Raw genomic sequence first — 15,327 nt, 5'->3', positions numbered from 1 at the left:
ACGCAGTTGGGCTTCGAGGCGGCGCAGGTCGGCGGGCAGGTCGGCGTAGGGCTCGCTGAAGCTGTAGTCAGAGAAGACCTGCGCCAGCATGTCCGCTATTTTACCGGCCGGCGTGTAGATACGGGTTTGCGCCGCCCGCGCCCGGCGCAGGCTAGGCCGGGTGGTATGGATGAACATGCAGCCGTCACTGATCAGGTCATGGCTGAACAGGCCGCAGAAGATCGAATTGTACCAGGTCTCCGACAGCTCATCGTCAAAGCGCAGGTCGATCAAGCCAATATAAGCGCTTTTTACCAAGGGCCACTGGCCGATGTCCTGCAATCCAGCAGGGTCGAAACTGGCGCGCAGACGAGTAGTCACCTCAGCGACTTTCTCCTCATACAGGTTGATGCGCGCCGCAGACGCGGCCTGCCCCTGCTGCCACTGGGCCTTCTCGAAACGCTCACGGGCGCCATCGGTGATCTGGCGGAAGTGCTCACGGTAATCGTCGAAACCGTCGAGGATCATCCGGGCGATAGCGAGGGCGGACTGCGACATGCGGGAAACCTCGAACGGGTATCTGGAAGCCCAGAGCTTAGCCAGTGAACCGAGGCAGGAGAAGAATGATTTTGCACGGGGGCAAACTGACTGCAATTAGCCATTGTGCCGACCTGCCCGCTGGGCAACACTTCTGCGCCCGATTGGCGTAGGAGTTTTCCGTGAGACCTGTTGACACCCTGTATCTGCTGGGGCTGGCTGCCATCTGGGGCGCGAGTTTCCTGTTCATGCGCATCATCGCGCCGGAAATCGGCACGGTGCCCACCGCGTTTTTCCGCGTGTCGATTGCCGCCGCGGGCTTATTGGTGATCCTGGCGATGCTGCGCGTGAACTGGGATTTCCAGGGCAAGTTCAAGACGGTCCTGCTGCTGGGCGTGATCAACTCGGGGATTCCCGCGACGATGTACTCGGTGGCGGCGCAGGTACTGCCGGCGGGTTATTCGGCGATTTTCAACGCCACTACACCGCTGATGGGTGTGCTGATCGGCGGGTTGTTTTTCAGCGAACGCCTGACGCCGGCAAAAATAGCGGGTGTGGCCTTGGGTCTGCTTGGTGTTGCCGTGCTCACCCGCGCAGGGCCGGTGGCATTTGATCTGGAACTGTTAATAGGCGCATTAGCATGCCTGCTGGCGACCACCTGCTATGGCTTCGCCGGTTTCCTGGCGCGACGCTGGCTGGATCAGCGCGGCGGGTTGGACAGTCGTCTCTCTGCCTTGGGCAGTATGCTGGGTGCTACGTTGTTTTTGCTGCCGTTCTTCGCCTTCAGCGCCATCACCCAGCCACCGGCGAGTTGGGGCGGCTGGCAGGTGTGGGTGTCGCTGCTCGGATTGGGGCTGGTATGTACGGCGTTCGCCTACATCCTGTACTTCCGCCTGCTGTCATCCATCGGCCCGGTCAAGTCAATGACCGTGACCTTCATGATTCCGCCGTTCGGCGTGTTGTGGGGGGCGTTGTTGTTGGATGAACCGCTGTCCATGGCTCATCTGTATGGTGGTGTATTGATTGCCGGGGCGTTGTGGTTGGTGTTGCGCCCGCAAAAACTGTAGGAGCGCCCCTGTGGCGAGGGAGCTTGCTCCCGCTCGACTGCGTAGCAGTCGCAAGCTCCTGGGGGCGCTTCGCACCCCAGCGCAAGCAAGCTTGCTCGCCACCGCTAGCTCGCTCCTACAGGGGTGGTTTCTAGCTCTTACGGAACACGAAGACCAAGCCGACGATGATCAACGCCATTCCCAGCACGCTCAACAGCGCCAGGCGGTTACCGAAGATCAGGTAGTCCATCACCGCGGTCACCGCCGGCACCAGATAGAACAAACTGGTGACATTCACCAGGTTGCCGCGGGCAATCAGCCGATACAGCAACAGCGTCGCCAGCACCGACACCACCAAGCCCATCCACAGCACCGGCAGGTAAAAGCCTGCACTGTGCTCGAAGTGGAACGGCTGGAACGGCACGAACACTCCGCACAGCAACAGCCCGGCCAAGTATTGCAGTGGCAGCGTGCCCAAAGGATTGTCGGTGATGCGCTTTTGCATGATCGAGCCAAACGTCATGCTCGCCAGCGCCAGCAGCCCGAACAGCATCCCCGCCAGGGACATGCCCGCCAACCCGATGCCCTGGTACACCACCATGATCAAGCCAGCCAACCCCAACCCCAGGCCGAACAGCCGGCGCCAGGAGCGTTGGCGCTCCATCAGTACCACGGTGAGGATCGGCTGCACACCCATGATGGTCGCCATCACCCCAGGGGTGACGTTGAGGTCCAGGGCCAGCAGATAGAAAATCTGATAGGCCCCCAGCAAGACCAGGCCCGTCGCCGCCGCATACAGCAGCGGCTTGCCGGGACGTGGCAGCTTCAACTTGAGGAGCGGGACCAGCACTACCAACCCCATCAGGGCGATGGCAAACCGGATCAACAGAAAGGCAAAGGGCGACGCATGGGCCAGGCCCAACTTGGAGAAGATCGCCCCGCTGCTCCACAGCAAGACAAACACGCTCGTCGAGGCCGCCGCGGCCACGGATTGTTTCGAAAGCACAGACATGGTTACCACCTGTTATCAGGCAAAAAAGCCGACTCAGTAAAAAACTGAATTTCAGTAGGTTTTTTCAGGCAGGCACGGGCAACAGCGAATTGCTGATCAGCCCGAAATGCCAACACCCGGCGGTGATACGACTGCGTACACCGGCGTGCTACTGACAGGTGGGGGGTAATGACTGATCTGCGCAGGCTGCTTGCCACGGCACGGCACGACCACGGCGTTGACCGCTGAATCGACTACCGCTATGCGCTGGGAAGCTGGCATGTGCTGATCTTTTTGAAGGGATATAAAGACGCGACGACTATAACCAGCCGCAAACATACTTTGCAATCCTTTCCCCATTGCCTTGTACATGGAGGCGTTTTCATGCCCTGGAACCTGGCCACTCGCTATAATGCCGCCCGGATTTTTCGAAGGATTTCACATGATTGCTTTGCCCTGGCTGTACCTCACCCTACTTTCCATTGGCTATGTCGTGGCTTTGATCTACGGCCAACTGGGCGTACTGGCGGCGGTCTCCATCGCACTGCTGCTGGTGGCCGGGTACGCCGTGCGCCAGCAACGCAACCCTTGGGCACGCTACTTGGGCCAAGGCTTGTTTATCGTACTGGCCCTGGGCCTGGTGATGCACTGGCTGCCGGGTTTCTATAACGGCCGCGGTATTGCGCCCCAGCGTTTAACTCCGGACTCAGTGCCCTTCTCGATGTACCTGAACCAGGACAAGCCCCTGATAGGCTTCTGGCTGTTGCTGGCCTGCCCGTGGATTGTGGCGCGACGCTCATTGCGCCTGTCGATCTGCGTCACCGCCCTGGCACTGACCCTGACCGCCATCGTCGCACTGGGTGGTGCCGCACTGATGGGAATGATCAGTTGGGCGCCGAAATGGCCGGACCAGGCATGGCTGTGGGTACTCAATAACCTGCTGCTGGTGACGCTGGTGGAAGAAGCGCTGTTTCGTGGCTATGTTCAGGGCGGCCTGAGCCAACGTTTCAAACACTTGCCCTACGGCGAGAACCTTGCGCTGCTGCTGGCTTCGCTGTTATTCGGCCTGATGCATTTCGGTGCGGGTTGGCAATGGGTGACGCTGGCCAGTATTGCCGGGGTCGGTTACGGCCTGGCGTATCGCTTTGGCGGGCTCGGCGCAGCGATTGCCACGCATTTTGGCTTGAATCTGCTGCACTTCGGCTTGTTCACCTACCCAATGCTGGCCAGCTAAGCCTGCCCGACTGTAAGAACGAGCTGTTGTGGCGACGGAGCTTGCTCCCGCTCCGGTGCGTAGCGCCCGCAAGTTGTTTGGGGCCGCTTCGCAGCCCAGCGGGAGCAAGCTCCCTCGCCACAGTCGGCACTCTGCTCCCAGGATTGTTGCAAAAATAAGTTAAATAAATGCCCAGCATGGCCGATAACCCCTGAAAGCCTTGCGGATTGAACAATCATGCGTAATAACCAACCCGTTACCCAGCGCGAACGTACCTTCCCTGCTCAGCAACGGTTGATCTCCACCACAGATGCCAAGGGTGTCATTACCTACTGCAACGACGCGTTTGTCGAAATCAGTGGGTTCACCCGCGAAGAACTGGTCCGTGCTCCGCACAACCTGGTGCGTCACCCGGATGTGCCCTCGGCGGTGTTCGCACACATGTGGTCCACGCTCAAACAAGGCTTGCCATGGATGGGCATTGTCAAGAATCGCTGCAAGACCGGCGACCACTACTGGGTTAACGCCTATGTAACACCGGTGTTCGACGGTAACCAGGTGATCGGCTACGAATCGGTGCGCATCAAGCCCACCGCCGAGCAGATCCGCCGGGCCGAGGCGCTTTATCAACGCATCAACCAGGGCAAGTCGGCGATTCCCCAGCGCGACAAATGGCTGCCGGTGCTGCAGGACTGGCTGCCGTTTATCCTGGTCAGCCAACTGAGCTTCATGATCGGCGCCACCCTCACCTCCCAGTGGGGCTTTGCCTTGGCGGCAGCGTTGTCGGTGCCGTTGGGCCTGCTGGGGCTGAGCTGGCAACAGCGCGGCCTCAAGCGCTTGCTGCGCCTGGCCGAACAGACCACGTCCGACCCGCTGATTGCGCAGATGTACACCGACAGCCGTGGCGCCCAGGCCCGACTGGAAATGTCGATCCTCAGCCAGGAAGCGCGTCTGAAGACCTGCCTGACCCGCTTGCAGGACACTGCCGAGCACCTCAACGATCAGGCGGCACAGTCCAACACCCTGGCGCACAGCAGCTCCAGCGGCCTGGAACGTCAGCGCGTGGAAACCGAACAGGTGGCCACCGCCGTCAACCAAATGGCTGCAACCACCCAGGAAGTTGCCAGCCATGTGCAGCGCACCGCCGACGCCACCCAGGAAGCCAACCGCCTGACCGGTCGCGGCCGCGATATCGCCGGGGAAACCCGCGAGGCGATTCAGCGGCTTTCGGCAGCGGTTGGCGAGACCGGCGTGACCGTCACTCAACTGGCCAAGGACAGCGATGAAATTGGCGGCGTTGTCGATGTAATCAAGGGCATCGCCGACCAGACCAACTTGCTGGCGCTCAACGCCGCTATCGAAGCCGCGCGTGCCGGTGAGATGGGCCGTGGCTTTGCGGTGGTCGCCGATGAAGTGCGCCAACTGGCGCAGCGTACGGCCGAATCCACCGGGCAGATCCATGCCCTGATCGCCAAGCTGCAACACACGGCGGCTGCGGCCGTGCAAACCATGGATGCCGGGCATCGCCAGGCCGAAGAAGGTGTGGCGCGGGTGATGGAAGCGGACCAGGCGTTGGTGGGCATCAGTGAGGCGGTGGCCAATATCACCGACATGACCACCCAGATTGCCGCGGCCACCGAAGAGCAAAGCGCCGTGGCCGAGGAGATCAGCCGCAACATCAGCACCATCGCGCTGTTGGCAGACCAGACCTCAGAGCAGGCGATGAACTCGGCGCAGTTGAGTGAAGAACTGACTCATACGGCGAATACTCAGTACTCGCTGGTGGAGCGTTTTAACCGGTAGAACTTCAGGGGCTCACTTTCTCCAACAAGTGAGCCCCTTGCAGATGGCTATCACTCATCATCTTTTTATCACCAAGCATTCTATAAAACTGTCAACTCTTACAGTTAACCTTTGAACGCCTCCCTCCTTATAGTGTGAACCTGTCAAACAGGAGCACACCGCCATGTCCCGACCTGCCGATTCAAATAGCGCCCTGCATCCCTTCCCAAAAACCATGGGGCGTGTGCAATGGACTGAAAAATCATCGAACAACGAAAGAACATTGGAAGGCTGGGTCCTCCCACTGCGCCTATCCGAATCCAATAATCAGTACTGGGTCAAGTTGACGCTCCAGTCCTCAGACACTCAACAACCACTGTTATTGAAAATACCTTGTGACTCCATAAGCACATCACCTAACAAATCATTCAAGCAAAACCCGGAAGCCTTCGCCCTCATGTACATTCAAGGTGCAAACAATAACGCACCTGAAACGGAAGAACGCTTTACACTTGTCGGCGACATTGAAGTAACCGTTGACGAAAGCACGGGGAAAACAACGCTGAATTTCGAAGGTTCTTTCACTGACACAGCGTCGGAATTACGCGAAATAAAATGCTGCTGTGAGTGGCCTGGGACTACCCTTGACACACAACATTCGGTCTTTAAGTGGACAGAAGGACAAACTCAATACAAAACGGAGGGCTGGTTGGCCTACTCCAACTCAAGCAAGGCATGGTATCTGACCAGCGAGGAGGGAGAATGGGGTACGCCTCAATACCGCTATTGGGCTATTTATATCTACTGCGACGATGAAAATGAACAAATTATCGATAAAGCATTTAAACAGGGTGATGAGAAATCGAACTTTTACTATGTTCCCTTCGGCGGTGGCACCTATGAAGGAGAGTACAATGTAACGCTTACACTGACTCAGCAGCCGTTGCGCTGCAACGCCACATTTACGAATAAAATTCGCGACATTGTAGACATGACTAACGGCACGTTTGTGCCTATAAAAGACTGCCCGTAGCCACATCATTTTCACGGATGTTCGTACAGTGAGACCTCAACCCCCTGACAAACTTAAACCCACCCCGATATAAAGGAGCGTTATAATGTCGACCGACCTCTACTCCTTGGAAAACCAAGAAAACTCCACGTCTAAAAATACGTTTACGTGGATTAAATGCAACGAAAGTACATCTGCGCAAAAAGTGTATTTTTACCACAACAAAGATAAAACGCAATGGGCTATCGAAGGATTAATAGGATCTTACAAGTATAGGAACCTGCTGGGTTATCATTTCAAGATCCCTTATGAAGAAGGGGATATAACTAAAACCTATAACCTCACAAGTGAATTTGGAGCTTACCACTCCACCGACTCTCCAGGTCATGAAACTCAAACTTACAGAGCTGAGGAGGCCGAAGTAACGATTAGCATCAATACGTTTACCGAAAGAGCAACAGGTTCTTTCAAAGCAACCTTTAGAGAACAGTCGGCCCACATGAATGTTACAGGTGATTTCGAAATGTACTATATTCAAAAAGAATACCTTTAAAAAACTCATCACCTTTGCAACACCCAACCTCCTCACAAAGCGTCAGGCGAGAAAACCTGACGCTTTGATGGCCGCCGCCTCCAAATGCTGCTCATGACTGAACCCCGACGCCTTCAACGGCTTCAAATCATGATCCCCCGCCACCAGCCACATCACCTCAATGCTCGGCGATAACGCATACCCCTCCACCGCCGCTCGATTGCCCAAGGCATCACGCTCGCCCTGCACTATCAGCGTCGGCGTCGCAAGCGCAGCCAGATGCTCCACCCGAGGCTTTTGCGGCTTGCCCACCGCATAAAACGGATAGCCCAGGCACACCAACCCATCTGCGCCCAGCTCATCGGCCAACAAACTGGCCATGCGCCCGCCCATGGACTTGCCGCCAATCGCCAGTTTCCCAGCGACATGACGTCGCACCTGGTCATACACCTCACGCCACGCCTCCAGCAGTTTCGGCGCCGGATTCGGCGGGCGTTTGCCCCCGTCCAAGCGGCGCTGGGCCATGTACGGGAACTCGAAGCGCAACACGTTCACACCATGCCCGGCAAGGCGTGCAGCCATGTCGTTCATGAACGCCGAGTCCATCGGTGCACCGGCGCCATGGGCCAGAATCAGCGTGACCGGCTCGCCCGAACGCTTGCCCGTGGCGACATCCCACAACCAGCCATGTTCCCGTACACACTGCGCCCATTGATCCCCGTCAATACTGGCCTTGTGCTCTTTGCCCATGCTTGCCTCGCTTTTTAGTCTGCCTATAACTCCAGCCCAAGTGCCGCACTTGCTTGGGTTGAACCGTGGATGGGGAACCATGAACACTACTTTAAGTACCGCCTATAACTACAAGGTGGTCCGCCAATTCGCCATTATGACGGTGGTGTGGGGCATCGTCGGCATGGGGCTCGGGGTTTTTCTCGCCGCCCAATTGGTTTGGCCTGCGCTCAACTTCGATTTGCCTTGGACCAGCTTCGGCCGCCTGCGCCCTTTGCACACCAACGCGGTGATCTTCGCGTTCGGTGGCTGTGCGCTGTTCGCCAGCTCTTTTTACTCGGTGCAACGCACCTGCCAGACGCAGCTGTTCGCCCCGAAAGTCGCCGCGTTCTGCTTCTGGGGCTGGCAGCTTGTGATCCTGCTGGCCGCCATCAGCCTGCCACTGGGCTACACCAGCTCCAAGGAATACGCCGAGCTGGAATGGCCGATCGACATCTTGATCACCATTGTCTGGGTCGCCTACGCCATCGTGTTCTTCGGCACGATCATGAAACGCAAGACCAAGCACATCTATGTGGGTAACTGGTTCTTCGGCGCGTTCATCATCACCGTGGCCATCTTGCATATCGTCAATAACCTGGAAATCCCGGTCAGCCTGACCAAGTCCTACTCGCTGTACGGCGGTGCGACGGATGCCATGGTGCAGTGGTGGTATGGGCACAACGCGGTAGGCTTTTTCCTGACTGCGGGCTTTCTGGGGATGATGTACTACTTCGTGCCCAAACAGGCCGAGCGCCCGGTGTATTCCTATCGCTTGTCGATCGTGCACTTCTGGGCGCTGATCACCCTATACATCTGGGCAGGCCCGCACCACTTGCACTACACCGCCTTGCCGGACTGGGCACAGTCCCTGGGCATGGTGATGTCACTGGTGCTGCTGGCGCCAAGCTGGGGCGGCATGATCAACGGCATGATGACCCTCTCGGGTGCCTGGCATAAGTTGCGCAGCGACCCGATCCTGCGCTTCCTCGTCGTCTCCCTGGCCTTCTACGGCATGTCGACCTTCGAAGGCCCGATGATGGCGATCAAGACCGTCAACGCCCTCTCCCACTACACCGACTGGACCATCGGCCACGTACACGCCGGGGCGCTGGGCTGGGTGGCGATGATCTCCATCGGCGCGCTGTACCACATGATCCCGAAAGTCTTCGGTCGCGAGCAGATGTACAGCCTCGGTCTGATCAACGCGCACTTCTGGCTGGCCACCATCGGCACCGTGCTCTACATCGCCTCGATGTGGGTCAACGGCATCGCCCAGGGCCTGATGTGGCGTGCGGTCAACGAAGACGGCACCCTCACCTACTCCTTCGTCGAGACCCTGGTGGCCAGCCACCCAGGCTTCATCGTGCGTCTGGTGGGCGGTGCGATCTTCCTCAGCGGCATGTTCCTGATGGCTTACAACACATGGCGCACCGTGCGTTCGGCGCAACCTGCCGAAGTCACCGCTGCCGCGCAGATGGCCTGAGGAGTCGATGATGAAACACGAAACGATTGAAAAGAACGTCGGCCTGTTGATGCTGCTGATGGTGCTCGCCGTGAGCATCGGTGGCCTGACGCAGATCGTCCCGCTGTTCTTCCAGGACGTGACCAACAAACCGGTCGAAGGCATGAAGCCCTACACCGCGCTGCAACTGGAAGGCCGCGACATCTACATCCGCGAAGGCTGCGTGCAGTGCCACTCGCAGATGATCCGCCCGTTCCGCGCCGAGACCGAGCGCTACGGCCACTACTCGGTGGCTGGCGAAAGCGTGTGGGACCACCCGTTCTTGTGGGGCTCCAAGCGTACCGGGCCGGACCTGGCCCGCGTCGGCGCGCGCTACTCGGACGACTGGCACCGCGCGCACTTGTACAACCCGCGCAACGTGGTGCCGGAGTCGAAAATGCCGGCCTACCCCTGGCTGGTCACCGCCGCCGTCGACAGCAGCCACACCGAGACCAAGTTGAAAGTGATGCGCACCCTCGGCGTGCCGTACACCGACGACGACATCAATGGCGCAGTCGCCAGCCTCAAGGGCAAGACCGAGATGGACGCGCTGGTTTCCTACCTGCAAGTGCTCGGCACTGCCATCAAGAGCAAGAGGTGAGCCATGGGATTTGAATTCGATGCGGGCACCATCCGCGGCCTTGGCACGCTGGTGGTCGCCATCGCCTTTATCGGCCTGTCGCTGTGGGTGTTCAACAACCGCCGCAACGCGGAATTCGAGCAGGCGCGCCTGCTGCCGTTTGCCGATGAACCTTCCCCACCCGACGCTCAAGCAGAGCCAGCCACAAGGAGCACTCGGCCATGACTACGTTCTGGAGTACATGGATCTGCGTATTGACCCTGGGCAGCCTGATCGGCCTGACCTGGCTGTTGGTCGGCACCCGCAAGGGCGAGACCAAGGGCAGCGTCGACCAGACCATGGGCCACGCCTTCGACGGTATCGAGGAATACGACAACCCGCTGCCCCAGTGGTGGTTCATGTTGTTCGCCGGCACCCTGGTGTTTGCCGTCGGCTACCTGATCCTCTACCCGGGCCTGGGCAACTGGAAAGGCGTACTGCCGGGCTATGAAGACGGCTGGACCCAGACCAAGGAATGGGACAAGGAAATGGCCAAGGCCGACGCCAGGTTCGGGCCGATCTTCGCCAAGTTCGCGGCCATGCCGGTGGAAGAAGTCGCCAAGGACCCGCAAGCTTTGAAGATGGGCGGTCGCCTGTTTGCCTCCAACTGTGCGGTGTGCCACGGCTCGGACGCCAAGGGCGCCTATGGCTTCCCCAACCTGGCCGACAACAACTGGCGCTGGGGCGGTTCGGCCGAGGCCATCAAGGCCACCATCCTGAACGGTCGCCACGCGGCGATGCCGGCCTGGGGTGAAGTGCTGGGCGAGGACGGGGTGAAGAACGTCGCCGCCTACGTGCGTCACGACCTGGCCAAGCTGCCGTTGCCCGCCGACAACACCGCCGACCTGGCCGCCGGGCAAGCCGCCTTCAGCACCACTTGCGTGGCGTGTCATGGTCCGCAAGGTCACGGCGTGGAAGCCATGGGTGCGCCCAACCTGACCGAGCCTGCGGGCTTTATCTACGGCACCAGCCTGGCGCAGTTGCAGCAGACCATCCGCCATGGTCGCCAGGGCCAGATGCCGGCTCAGGACGTGCTGCAAGGCAATGACAAGGTGCACTTGCTGGCGGCTTACGTGTACAGCCTGTCCCATAACGCTGAAGGCGCAACGCCAGACAGCCAACCGCAGTAAAAGCTCTACCTGTGGCGAGGGAGCTTGCTCCCGCTGGAGTGCGAAGCGCTCCCACGATTTTGGGGCCGCTACGCAGCCCAACGGGAGCAAGCTCCCTCGCCACAGGCATAAGTCGCGACCAAGTGTCGCACCCCTTCCAAACCCAACTTTCCCCTCCTCCTATTCGGGTCTACGCTTGTTCCCACAGTGGAGCAATTCTGGCGTAGGCGACGGTATCCGTTGCGCCCTCTAAAATTCCTGTCCACTTGATCAGCTTTCTATTTCGGTCTTTATCCTTACACCAAACATGGAAAGGGCGCAGAATCTGGCGTGGAACGCATTGATACAGGTCAGCCATTGCGTTGCAATGGCCCCTCGGTTTCTACATACTTGCGGCCGATTTTACCTATAAAAAAACCTAAACCGTGGAACCTTAGAATGAGCACAGCAATCAGTCCGACTGCTTATAACTATAAGGTAGTCCGCCAGTTCGCCATCATGACGGTGGTCTGGGGGATCCTTGGCATGGGGCTCGGGGTGTTCATCGCCTCGCAACTGGTTTGGCCGCAATTGAATTTCGACCTGCCCTGGACGACTTTCGGCCGCCTGCGCCCACTGCACACCAACCTGGTGATCTTCGCCTTCGGCGGATGTGCACTGTTTGCCACCTCCTACTATGTCGTGCAGCGCACCTGCCAGACGCGACTGATTTCCGATGGTCTGGCCGCCTTCACCTTCTGGGGCTGGCAGGCGGTCATCGTCGGCGCCATCATCAGCCTGCCCCTGGGCTACACCACTACCAAGGAATACGCCGAGCTGGAATGGCCGATCGCCATTTTGCTTGCCATCGTGTGGGTGACCTACGGCCTGGTGTTCTTCGGCACCATCGTCAAGCGCAAGACCAAGCACATCTACGTGGGCAACTGGTTCTACGGGGCCTTTATCGTGGTCACGGCGATGCTGCACATCGTCAACCACGCCTCCCTGCCGGTGAACCTGTTCAAGTCCTATTCGGCCTATTCCGGCGCAACGGACGCGATGATCCAGTGGTGGTACGGCCACAACGCCGTAGGCTTCTTCCTCACCACCGGTTTCCTGGGGATGATGTACTACTTCGTGCCCAAGCAGGCCGAGCGTCCGATCTACTCTTATCGCCTGTCCATCGTGCACTTCTGGGCGCTGATCACCCTGTACATCTGGGCCGGCCCTCACCACTTGCACTACACCGCTTTGCCGGATTGGGCACAGTCCCTGGGCATGGCGATGTCGATCATCCTGCTGGCGCCAAGCTGGGGCGGCATGATCAACGGCATGATGACCCTCTCGGGCGCCTGGCATAAGCTGCGCACCGACCCGATCCTGCGGTTTCTGGTGGTGTCCCTGGCGTTCTACGGCATGTCGACCTTTGAAGGTCCGATGATGGCGATCAAGACCGTCAACTCGCTGTCCCACTACACCGACTGGACCATCGGCCATGTACACGCCGGGGCGCTGGGCTGGGTGGCGATGATCTCCATCGGCGCGCTGTACCACATGATCCCCAAACTGTTCGGCCGCGTGCAGATGCACAGCGTCGGGCTGATCAACGCACACTTCTGGCTGGCCACTATCGGCACCGTGCTCTACATAGCCTCGATGTGGGTCAACGGCATCACCCAGGGCCTGATGTGGCGTGCGATCAACGATGACGGCACCCTCACCTACTCCTTCGTCGAAGCGCTGCAAGCCAGCCACCCGGGCTTTATCGTACGTGCCCTGGGCGGTGCGTTCTTTGCCAGCGGCATGCTGTTGATGGCCTACAACGTCTGGCGCACCGTGCGTGCCAGCGACCCTGTAGAAGCCGAAGCCGCCGCCAAGATCGCCGTTGTGGGAGCTCACTGATGAAGCATGAAGTAGTCGAGAAGAACATCGGCCTGCTGGCCTTCTTCATGGTCATCGCCGTGAGCATCGGCGGCCTGACCCAAATTGTCCCGCTGTTTTTCCAGGACGTGACCAACAAGCCGGTCGAAGGCATGAAGCCGCGCACCGCCCTTGAACTGGAAGGCCGTGACGTCTACATCGCCAACGGTTGCGTGGGCTGCCACTCGCAGATGATCCGCCCGTTCCGCGCCGAAACCGAACGCTACGGCCACTACTCGGTCGCCGGTGAAAGCGTGTGGGACCACCCGTTCCTGTGGGGTTCCAAGCGCACCGGCCCGGACCTGGCCCGTGTGGGTGGGCGTTACTCCGATGACTGGCAGCGTGCGCACCTGTACAACCCGCGCAACGTGGTGCCTGAGTCGAAAATGCCGGCGTACCCGTTCCTCGTGGAAAACAAGCTCGACGGCAAGGACACCGCGAAGAAGATGGAAGTCTTGCGCACCCTGGGGGTGCCCTACACCGACGAAGACATCGCCGGCGCAGCCGCAGCCGTGAAGGGCAAGACCGAAATGGACGCATTGGTGGCCTACCTGCAAGGCCTTGGCACCATCATCAAAAGCAAACGGTGACCTACATGGATATCGGGATGATTCGTGGCCTGGGCACCGTTGTGGTGATGGTGGCCTTTATCGGCCTGGCGTTGTGGGTGTTCAGCCCACGGCGCAAGTCGGAGTTTGACGACGCGACCATGCTGCCCTTTGCAGATGATCCCGAAGCCATCAAGCACGTCGAGCAAGCTTCTAGGAGTAACAAAGAATGACTACGTTCTGGAGTCTGTACGTCACAGTCCTCAGTCTGGGTACCATCTTCGCCCTGACCTGGCTGCTGCTGTCGACCCGCAAGGGCCAGCGCACCGAACAGACGGACGAGACCGTCGGCCACTCGTTTGACGGCATCGAGGAGTACGACAACCCGCTGCCCAAGTGGTGGTTCATGCTGTTTGTCGGCACCATCGTCTTCGCCCTTGGTTACCTGGTGCTCTACCCTGGTCTGGGCAACTGGAAGGGTCTGCTGCCAGGCTACAACTACCTCGACAACGACAAGCAAACCCCGTTCGCCAACGGCCAGACCGGCTGGACCGGCGTGCACGAATGGGAAAAGGAAATGGCCAGGTCGGAGGCCAAGTTCGGGCCGATCTTCGCCAAGTTCGCATCGATGCCCATTGAAGAAGTCGCCAAGGACCCGCAAGCCTTGAAGATGGGCGGTCGGCTGTTTGCCTCCAACTGCTCGGTGTGCCACGGCTCCGACGCCAAGGGCGCCTACGGCTTTCCCAACCTGACCGACGCCGACTGGCGCTGGGGTGGCGAACCCAACACCATCAAGGAAACCATCATGAAGGGCCGCCACGCGGTGATGCCAGGCTGGGCCGAAGTCATCGGCGAGCAAGGCGTGGCTGACGTAGCAGGCTTTGTGGTGACCCAACTCGATGGTCGCAAACTGCCGGAAGGTGCCAAGGCCGATGTGGCCAACGGTGAGAAACTCTTCGCCGCCAACTGCGTGGCCTGCCACGGCCCGGCCGGTAAAGGCACCCCCGCCATGGGCGCGCCGGACCTGACGCATCCGGGGGCGTTCATCTACGGTTCAAGCTTTGCGCAACTGCAGCAGACCATCCGTTATGGCCGCCAGGGCCAGATGCCCGCGCAGGAGCAGTTGCAGGGCAATGACAAGGTGCATTTGCTTGCGGCGTATGTGTATAGCTTGTCGCATGGGGATAAGAAGGCTGAGGAGCAGTAAGAGCTCTGAAACAATGGAGCCCCGCGCAGCGAATGCTGGCGGGGCTTTTTGTTTATTGCTCTGAAACACAGCAGGCATTAAGTTTGAGCGCTGACGCTTACAATCGGGCTGATGCATGAACGAAGACAACTCCACACCCAACAAAAATAATCCAGAAGAAATCGAAGCGGTTGCCACAGACATCAGCGAAATGTTGCAGATGCCTGAAGACAACATCGACTTTCTCCCTGGGCGCACAACCATTATTAAGAGGGCACAGTTCGATGATTGAGTCATTTAAACGGCCACAGTTCTAAAAACGCCGGGATTCAAATGGGGGGCTTGCTCGCTAATACGGAGTACCGGCTACGATTTTCATTACTGGAGACATCGCATTCGCGAGCAAGCCCGCTCCCACATCTGGACTACTTTGTTCAAAAAAACCGGGTCTCTCAAGTGAACGCCTTTCGGACCTGCCCGACCACCACAGCGACAAAAACCGTCCATACTTGCCAAGTCAATTGATCCAGGTCACGTACACCATCAATTGATTTCCCCCAACGCGACCAAAGGTCGCACCCTTTGCGCACCATCGGGGGCGT

At 59.0% G+C, this 15,327-nt stretch carries 17 protein-coding genes; 14 read left to right on the top strand and 3 right to left on the bottom strand.

The annotated features are described in order from the left end of the window. The coding region (locus APH41_RS23395) for an isocitrate dehydrogenase kinase/phosphatase AceK regulatory subunit (protein ID WP_177333590.1) at positions 1 to 537 on the bottom strand (537 nt) is incomplete at its 3' end. Between the two features lie 161 nt (positions 538 to 698). Here APH41_RS23395 and APH41_RS23390 point away from each other — a divergent pair. Beyond that, positions 699 to 1,583: a DMT family transporter gene (locus tag APH41_RS23390; RefSeq protein ID WP_054921761.1), complete on the top strand. Its 885-nt coding sequence runs from the start codon at positions 699 to 701 to the stop codon at positions 1,581 to 1,583. Positions 1,584 to 1,713: 130 nt separating this feature from the next. Here the strand turns inward: APH41_RS23390 and APH41_RS23385 are convergent, their stop codons facing one another. Continuing rightward, on the bottom strand, positions 1,714 to 2,574 hold the full coding sequence (locus APH41_RS23385) for a DMT family transporter (protein WP_054921759.1): 861 nt from the start codon (positions 2,572 to 2,574) through the stop codon (positions 1,714 to 1,716). 421 nt (positions 2,575 to 2,995) lie between these two features. Between APH41_RS23385 and APH41_RS23380 the strand changes: the two genes are divergently transcribed. From APH41_RS23380 to APH41_RS23365, 4 genes are all read left to right on the top strand, one after another. Beyond that, positions 2,996 to 3,787, top strand: coding sequence for a CPBP family intramembrane glutamic endopeptidase (locus APH41_RS23380; RefSeq protein WP_054921757.1), 792 nt, complete (start codon positions 2,996 to 2,998; stop codon positions 3,785 to 3,787). A gap of 216 nt (positions 3,788 to 4,003) precedes the next feature. Next, positions 4,004 to 5,569, top strand: coding sequence for a PAS domain-containing methyl-accepting chemotaxis protein (locus APH41_RS23375; protein ID WP_054921754.1), 1,566 nt, complete (start codon positions 4,004 to 4,006; stop codon positions 5,567 to 5,569). A 163-nt stretch (positions 5,570 to 5,732) separates the two neighbouring features. Then, positions 5,733 to 6,581: a hypothetical protein gene (locus APH41_RS23370; protein ID WP_054921752.1), complete on the top strand. Its 849-nt coding sequence runs from the start codon at positions 5,733 to 5,735 to the stop codon at positions 6,579 to 6,581. A gap of 85 nt (positions 6,582 to 6,666) precedes the next feature. Then, complete coding sequence (locus APH41_RS23365; protein WP_054921750.1) at positions 6,667 to 7,113, top strand: hypothetical protein; 447 nt, start codon at positions 6,667 to 6,669, stop codon at positions 7,111 to 7,113. Between the two features lie 42 nt (positions 7,114 to 7,155). On the opposite strand, the gene APH41_RS23360 is transcribed toward APH41_RS23365, so the two are convergent. Further along, on the bottom strand, positions 7,156 to 7,842 hold the full coding sequence (locus APH41_RS23360; protein WP_054921747.1) for an alpha/beta family hydrolase: 687 nt from the start codon (positions 7,840 to 7,842) through the stop codon (positions 7,156 to 7,158). 79 nt (positions 7,843 to 7,921) lie between these two features. Here APH41_RS23360 and ccoN (APH41_RS23355) point away from each other — a divergent pair, with 79 nt between their 5' ends. The 9 genes from ccoN (APH41_RS23355) (at position 7,922) to APH41_RS28915 (ending at position 15,017) form a co-directional block, all read left to right on the top strand. Beyond that, complete coding sequence (gene ccoN, locus APH41_RS23355) at positions 7,922 to 9,346, top strand: cytochrome-c oxidase, cbb3-type subunit I (protein WP_034128402.1); 1,425 nt, start codon at positions 7,922 to 7,924, stop codon at positions 9,344 to 9,346. A 10-nt stretch (positions 9,347 to 9,356) separates the two neighbouring features. Further along, positions 9,357 to 9,965 (top strand): cytochrome-c oxidase, cbb3-type subunit II, encoded by a 609-nt coding sequence (ccoO, locus tag APH41_RS23350; protein WP_003193159.1) that lies wholly within the window; start codon positions 9,357 to 9,359, stop codon positions 9,963 to 9,965. 3 nt (positions 9,966 to 9,968) lie between these two features. Next, positions 9,969 to 10,169: a cbb3-type cytochrome c oxidase subunit 3 gene (locus tag APH41_RS23345; protein WP_003193161.1), complete on the top strand. Its 201-nt coding sequence runs from the start codon at positions 9,969 to 9,971 to the stop codon at positions 10,167 to 10,169. Further along, complete coding sequence (gene ccoP / locus APH41_RS23340; RefSeq protein WP_054897851.1) at positions 10,166 to 11,113, top strand: cytochrome-c oxidase, cbb3-type subunit III; 948 nt, start codon at positions 10,166 to 10,168, stop codon at positions 11,111 to 11,113. Before APH41_RS23345 ends, ccoP (APH41_RS23340) begins: the two co-directional genes overlap by 4 nt. A 417-nt stretch (positions 11,114 to 11,530) precedes the next feature. Beyond that, a complete protein-coding gene (ccoN, locus tag APH41_RS23335) occupies positions 11,531 to 12,973 on the top strand; it encodes a cytochrome-c oxidase, cbb3-type subunit I (protein WP_014719443.1) in 1,443 nt (480 codons plus the stop codon). Continuing rightward, positions 12,973 to 13,581 carry a cytochrome-c oxidase, cbb3-type subunit II gene (gene ccoO, locus APH41_RS23330; protein WP_003193167.1) on the top strand — a complete coding sequence of 203 codons (609 nt, stop codon included), beginning with the start codon at positions 12,973 to 12,975 and terminating at the stop codon, positions 13,579 to 13,581. Before ccoN (APH41_RS23335) ends, ccoO (APH41_RS23330) begins: the two co-directional genes overlap by 1 nt. Before the next feature lie 5 nt (positions 13,582 to 13,586). After that, positions 13,587 to 13,772, top strand: a complete 186-nt coding sequence (locus tag APH41_RS23325) for a CcoQ/FixQ family Cbb3-type cytochrome c oxidase assembly chaperone (RefSeq protein ID WP_003193169.1) — start codon at positions 13,587 to 13,589, stop codon at positions 13,770 to 13,772. Further along, a complete protein-coding gene (gene ccoP, locus APH41_RS23320) occupies positions 13,769 to 14,746 on the top strand; it encodes a cytochrome-c oxidase, cbb3-type subunit III (RefSeq protein WP_014719444.1) in 978 nt (325 codons plus the stop codon). The genes APH41_RS23325 and ccoP (APH41_RS23320) overlap by 4 nt, the downstream gene beginning before the upstream one ends. A 115-nt stretch (positions 14,747 to 14,861) precedes the next feature. Beyond that, positions 14,862 to 15,017 carry a hypothetical protein gene (locus tag APH41_RS28915; protein ID WP_156359085.1) on the top strand — a complete coding sequence of 52 codons (156 nt, stop codon included), beginning with the start codon at positions 14,862 to 14,864 and terminating at the stop codon, positions 15,015 to 15,017. Positions 15,018 to 15,327 lie beyond the last annotated feature (310 nt).

The organism is Pseudomonas sp. NBRC 111138, from assembly GCF_001320835.1.
GTDB lineage: Bacteria > Pseudomonadota > Gammaproteobacteria > Pseudomonadales > Pseudomonadaceae > Aquipseudomonas > Aquipseudomonas paracarnis.
The sequence above is the reverse complement of the archived record's forward strand: the minus strand, read 5'-3'. Positions and strand labels throughout refer to the sequence as shown.

Excerpts from the sequence above, each read along its gene's own strand:
- APH41_RS23385 (WP_054921759.1), bottom strand. The coding sequence starts at position 2,574 with ATGTCTGTGCTTTCGAAACAATCCGTGGCCGCGGCGGCCTCGACGAGC.
- APH41_RS23380 (WP_054921757.1), top strand. The coding sequence starts at position 2,996 with ATGATTGCTTTGCCCTGGCTGTACCTCACCCTACTTTCCATTGGCTAT.
- APH41_RS23375 (WP_054921754.1), top strand. The coding sequence starts at position 4,004 with ATGCGTAATAACCAACCCGTTACCCAGCGCGAACGTACCTTCCCTGCT.
- APH41_RS23370 (WP_054921752.1), top strand. The coding sequence starts at position 5,733 with ATGTCCCGACCTGCCGATTCAAATAGCGCCCTGCATCCCTTCCCAAAA.
- APH41_RS23365 (WP_054921750.1), top strand. The coding sequence starts at position 6,667 with ATGTCGACCGACCTCTACTCCTTGGAAAACCAAGAAAACTCCACGTCT.
- APH41_RS23360 (WP_054921747.1), bottom strand. The coding sequence starts at position 7,842 with ATGGGCAAAGAGCACAAGGCCAGTATTGACGGGGATCAATGGGCGCAG.
- ccoN (WP_034128402.1), top strand. The coding sequence starts at position 7,922 with ATGAACACTACTTTAAGTACCGCCTATAACTACAAGGTGGTCCGCCAA.
- ccoO (WP_003193159.1), top strand. The coding sequence starts at position 9,357 with ATGAAACACGAAACGATTGAAAAGAACGTCGGCCTGTTGATGCTGCTG.
- APH41_RS23345 (WP_003193161.1), top strand. The coding sequence starts at position 9,969 with ATGGGATTTGAATTCGATGCGGGCACCATCCGCGGCCTTGGCACGCTG.
- ccoP (WP_054897851.1), top strand. The coding sequence starts at position 10,166 with ATGACTACGTTCTGGAGTACATGGATCTGCGTATTGACCCTGGGCAGC.
- ccoN (WP_014719443.1), top strand. The coding sequence starts at position 11,531 with ATGAGCACAGCAATCAGTCCGACTGCTTATAACTATAAGGTAGTCCGC.
- ccoO (WP_003193167.1), top strand. The coding sequence starts at position 12,973 with ATGAAGCATGAAGTAGTCGAGAAGAACATCGGCCTGCTGGCCTTCTTC.
- APH41_RS23325 (WP_003193169.1), top strand. The coding sequence starts at position 13,587 with ATGGATATCGGGATGATTCGTGGCCTGGGCACCGTTGTGGTGATGGTG.
- ccoP (WP_014719444.1), top strand. The coding sequence starts at position 13,769 with ATGACTACGTTCTGGAGTCTGTACGTCACAGTCCTCAGTCTGGGTACC.
- APH41_RS28915 (WP_156359085.1), top strand. The coding sequence starts at position 14,862 with ATGAACGAAGACAACTCCACACCCAACAAAAATAATCCAGAAGAAATC.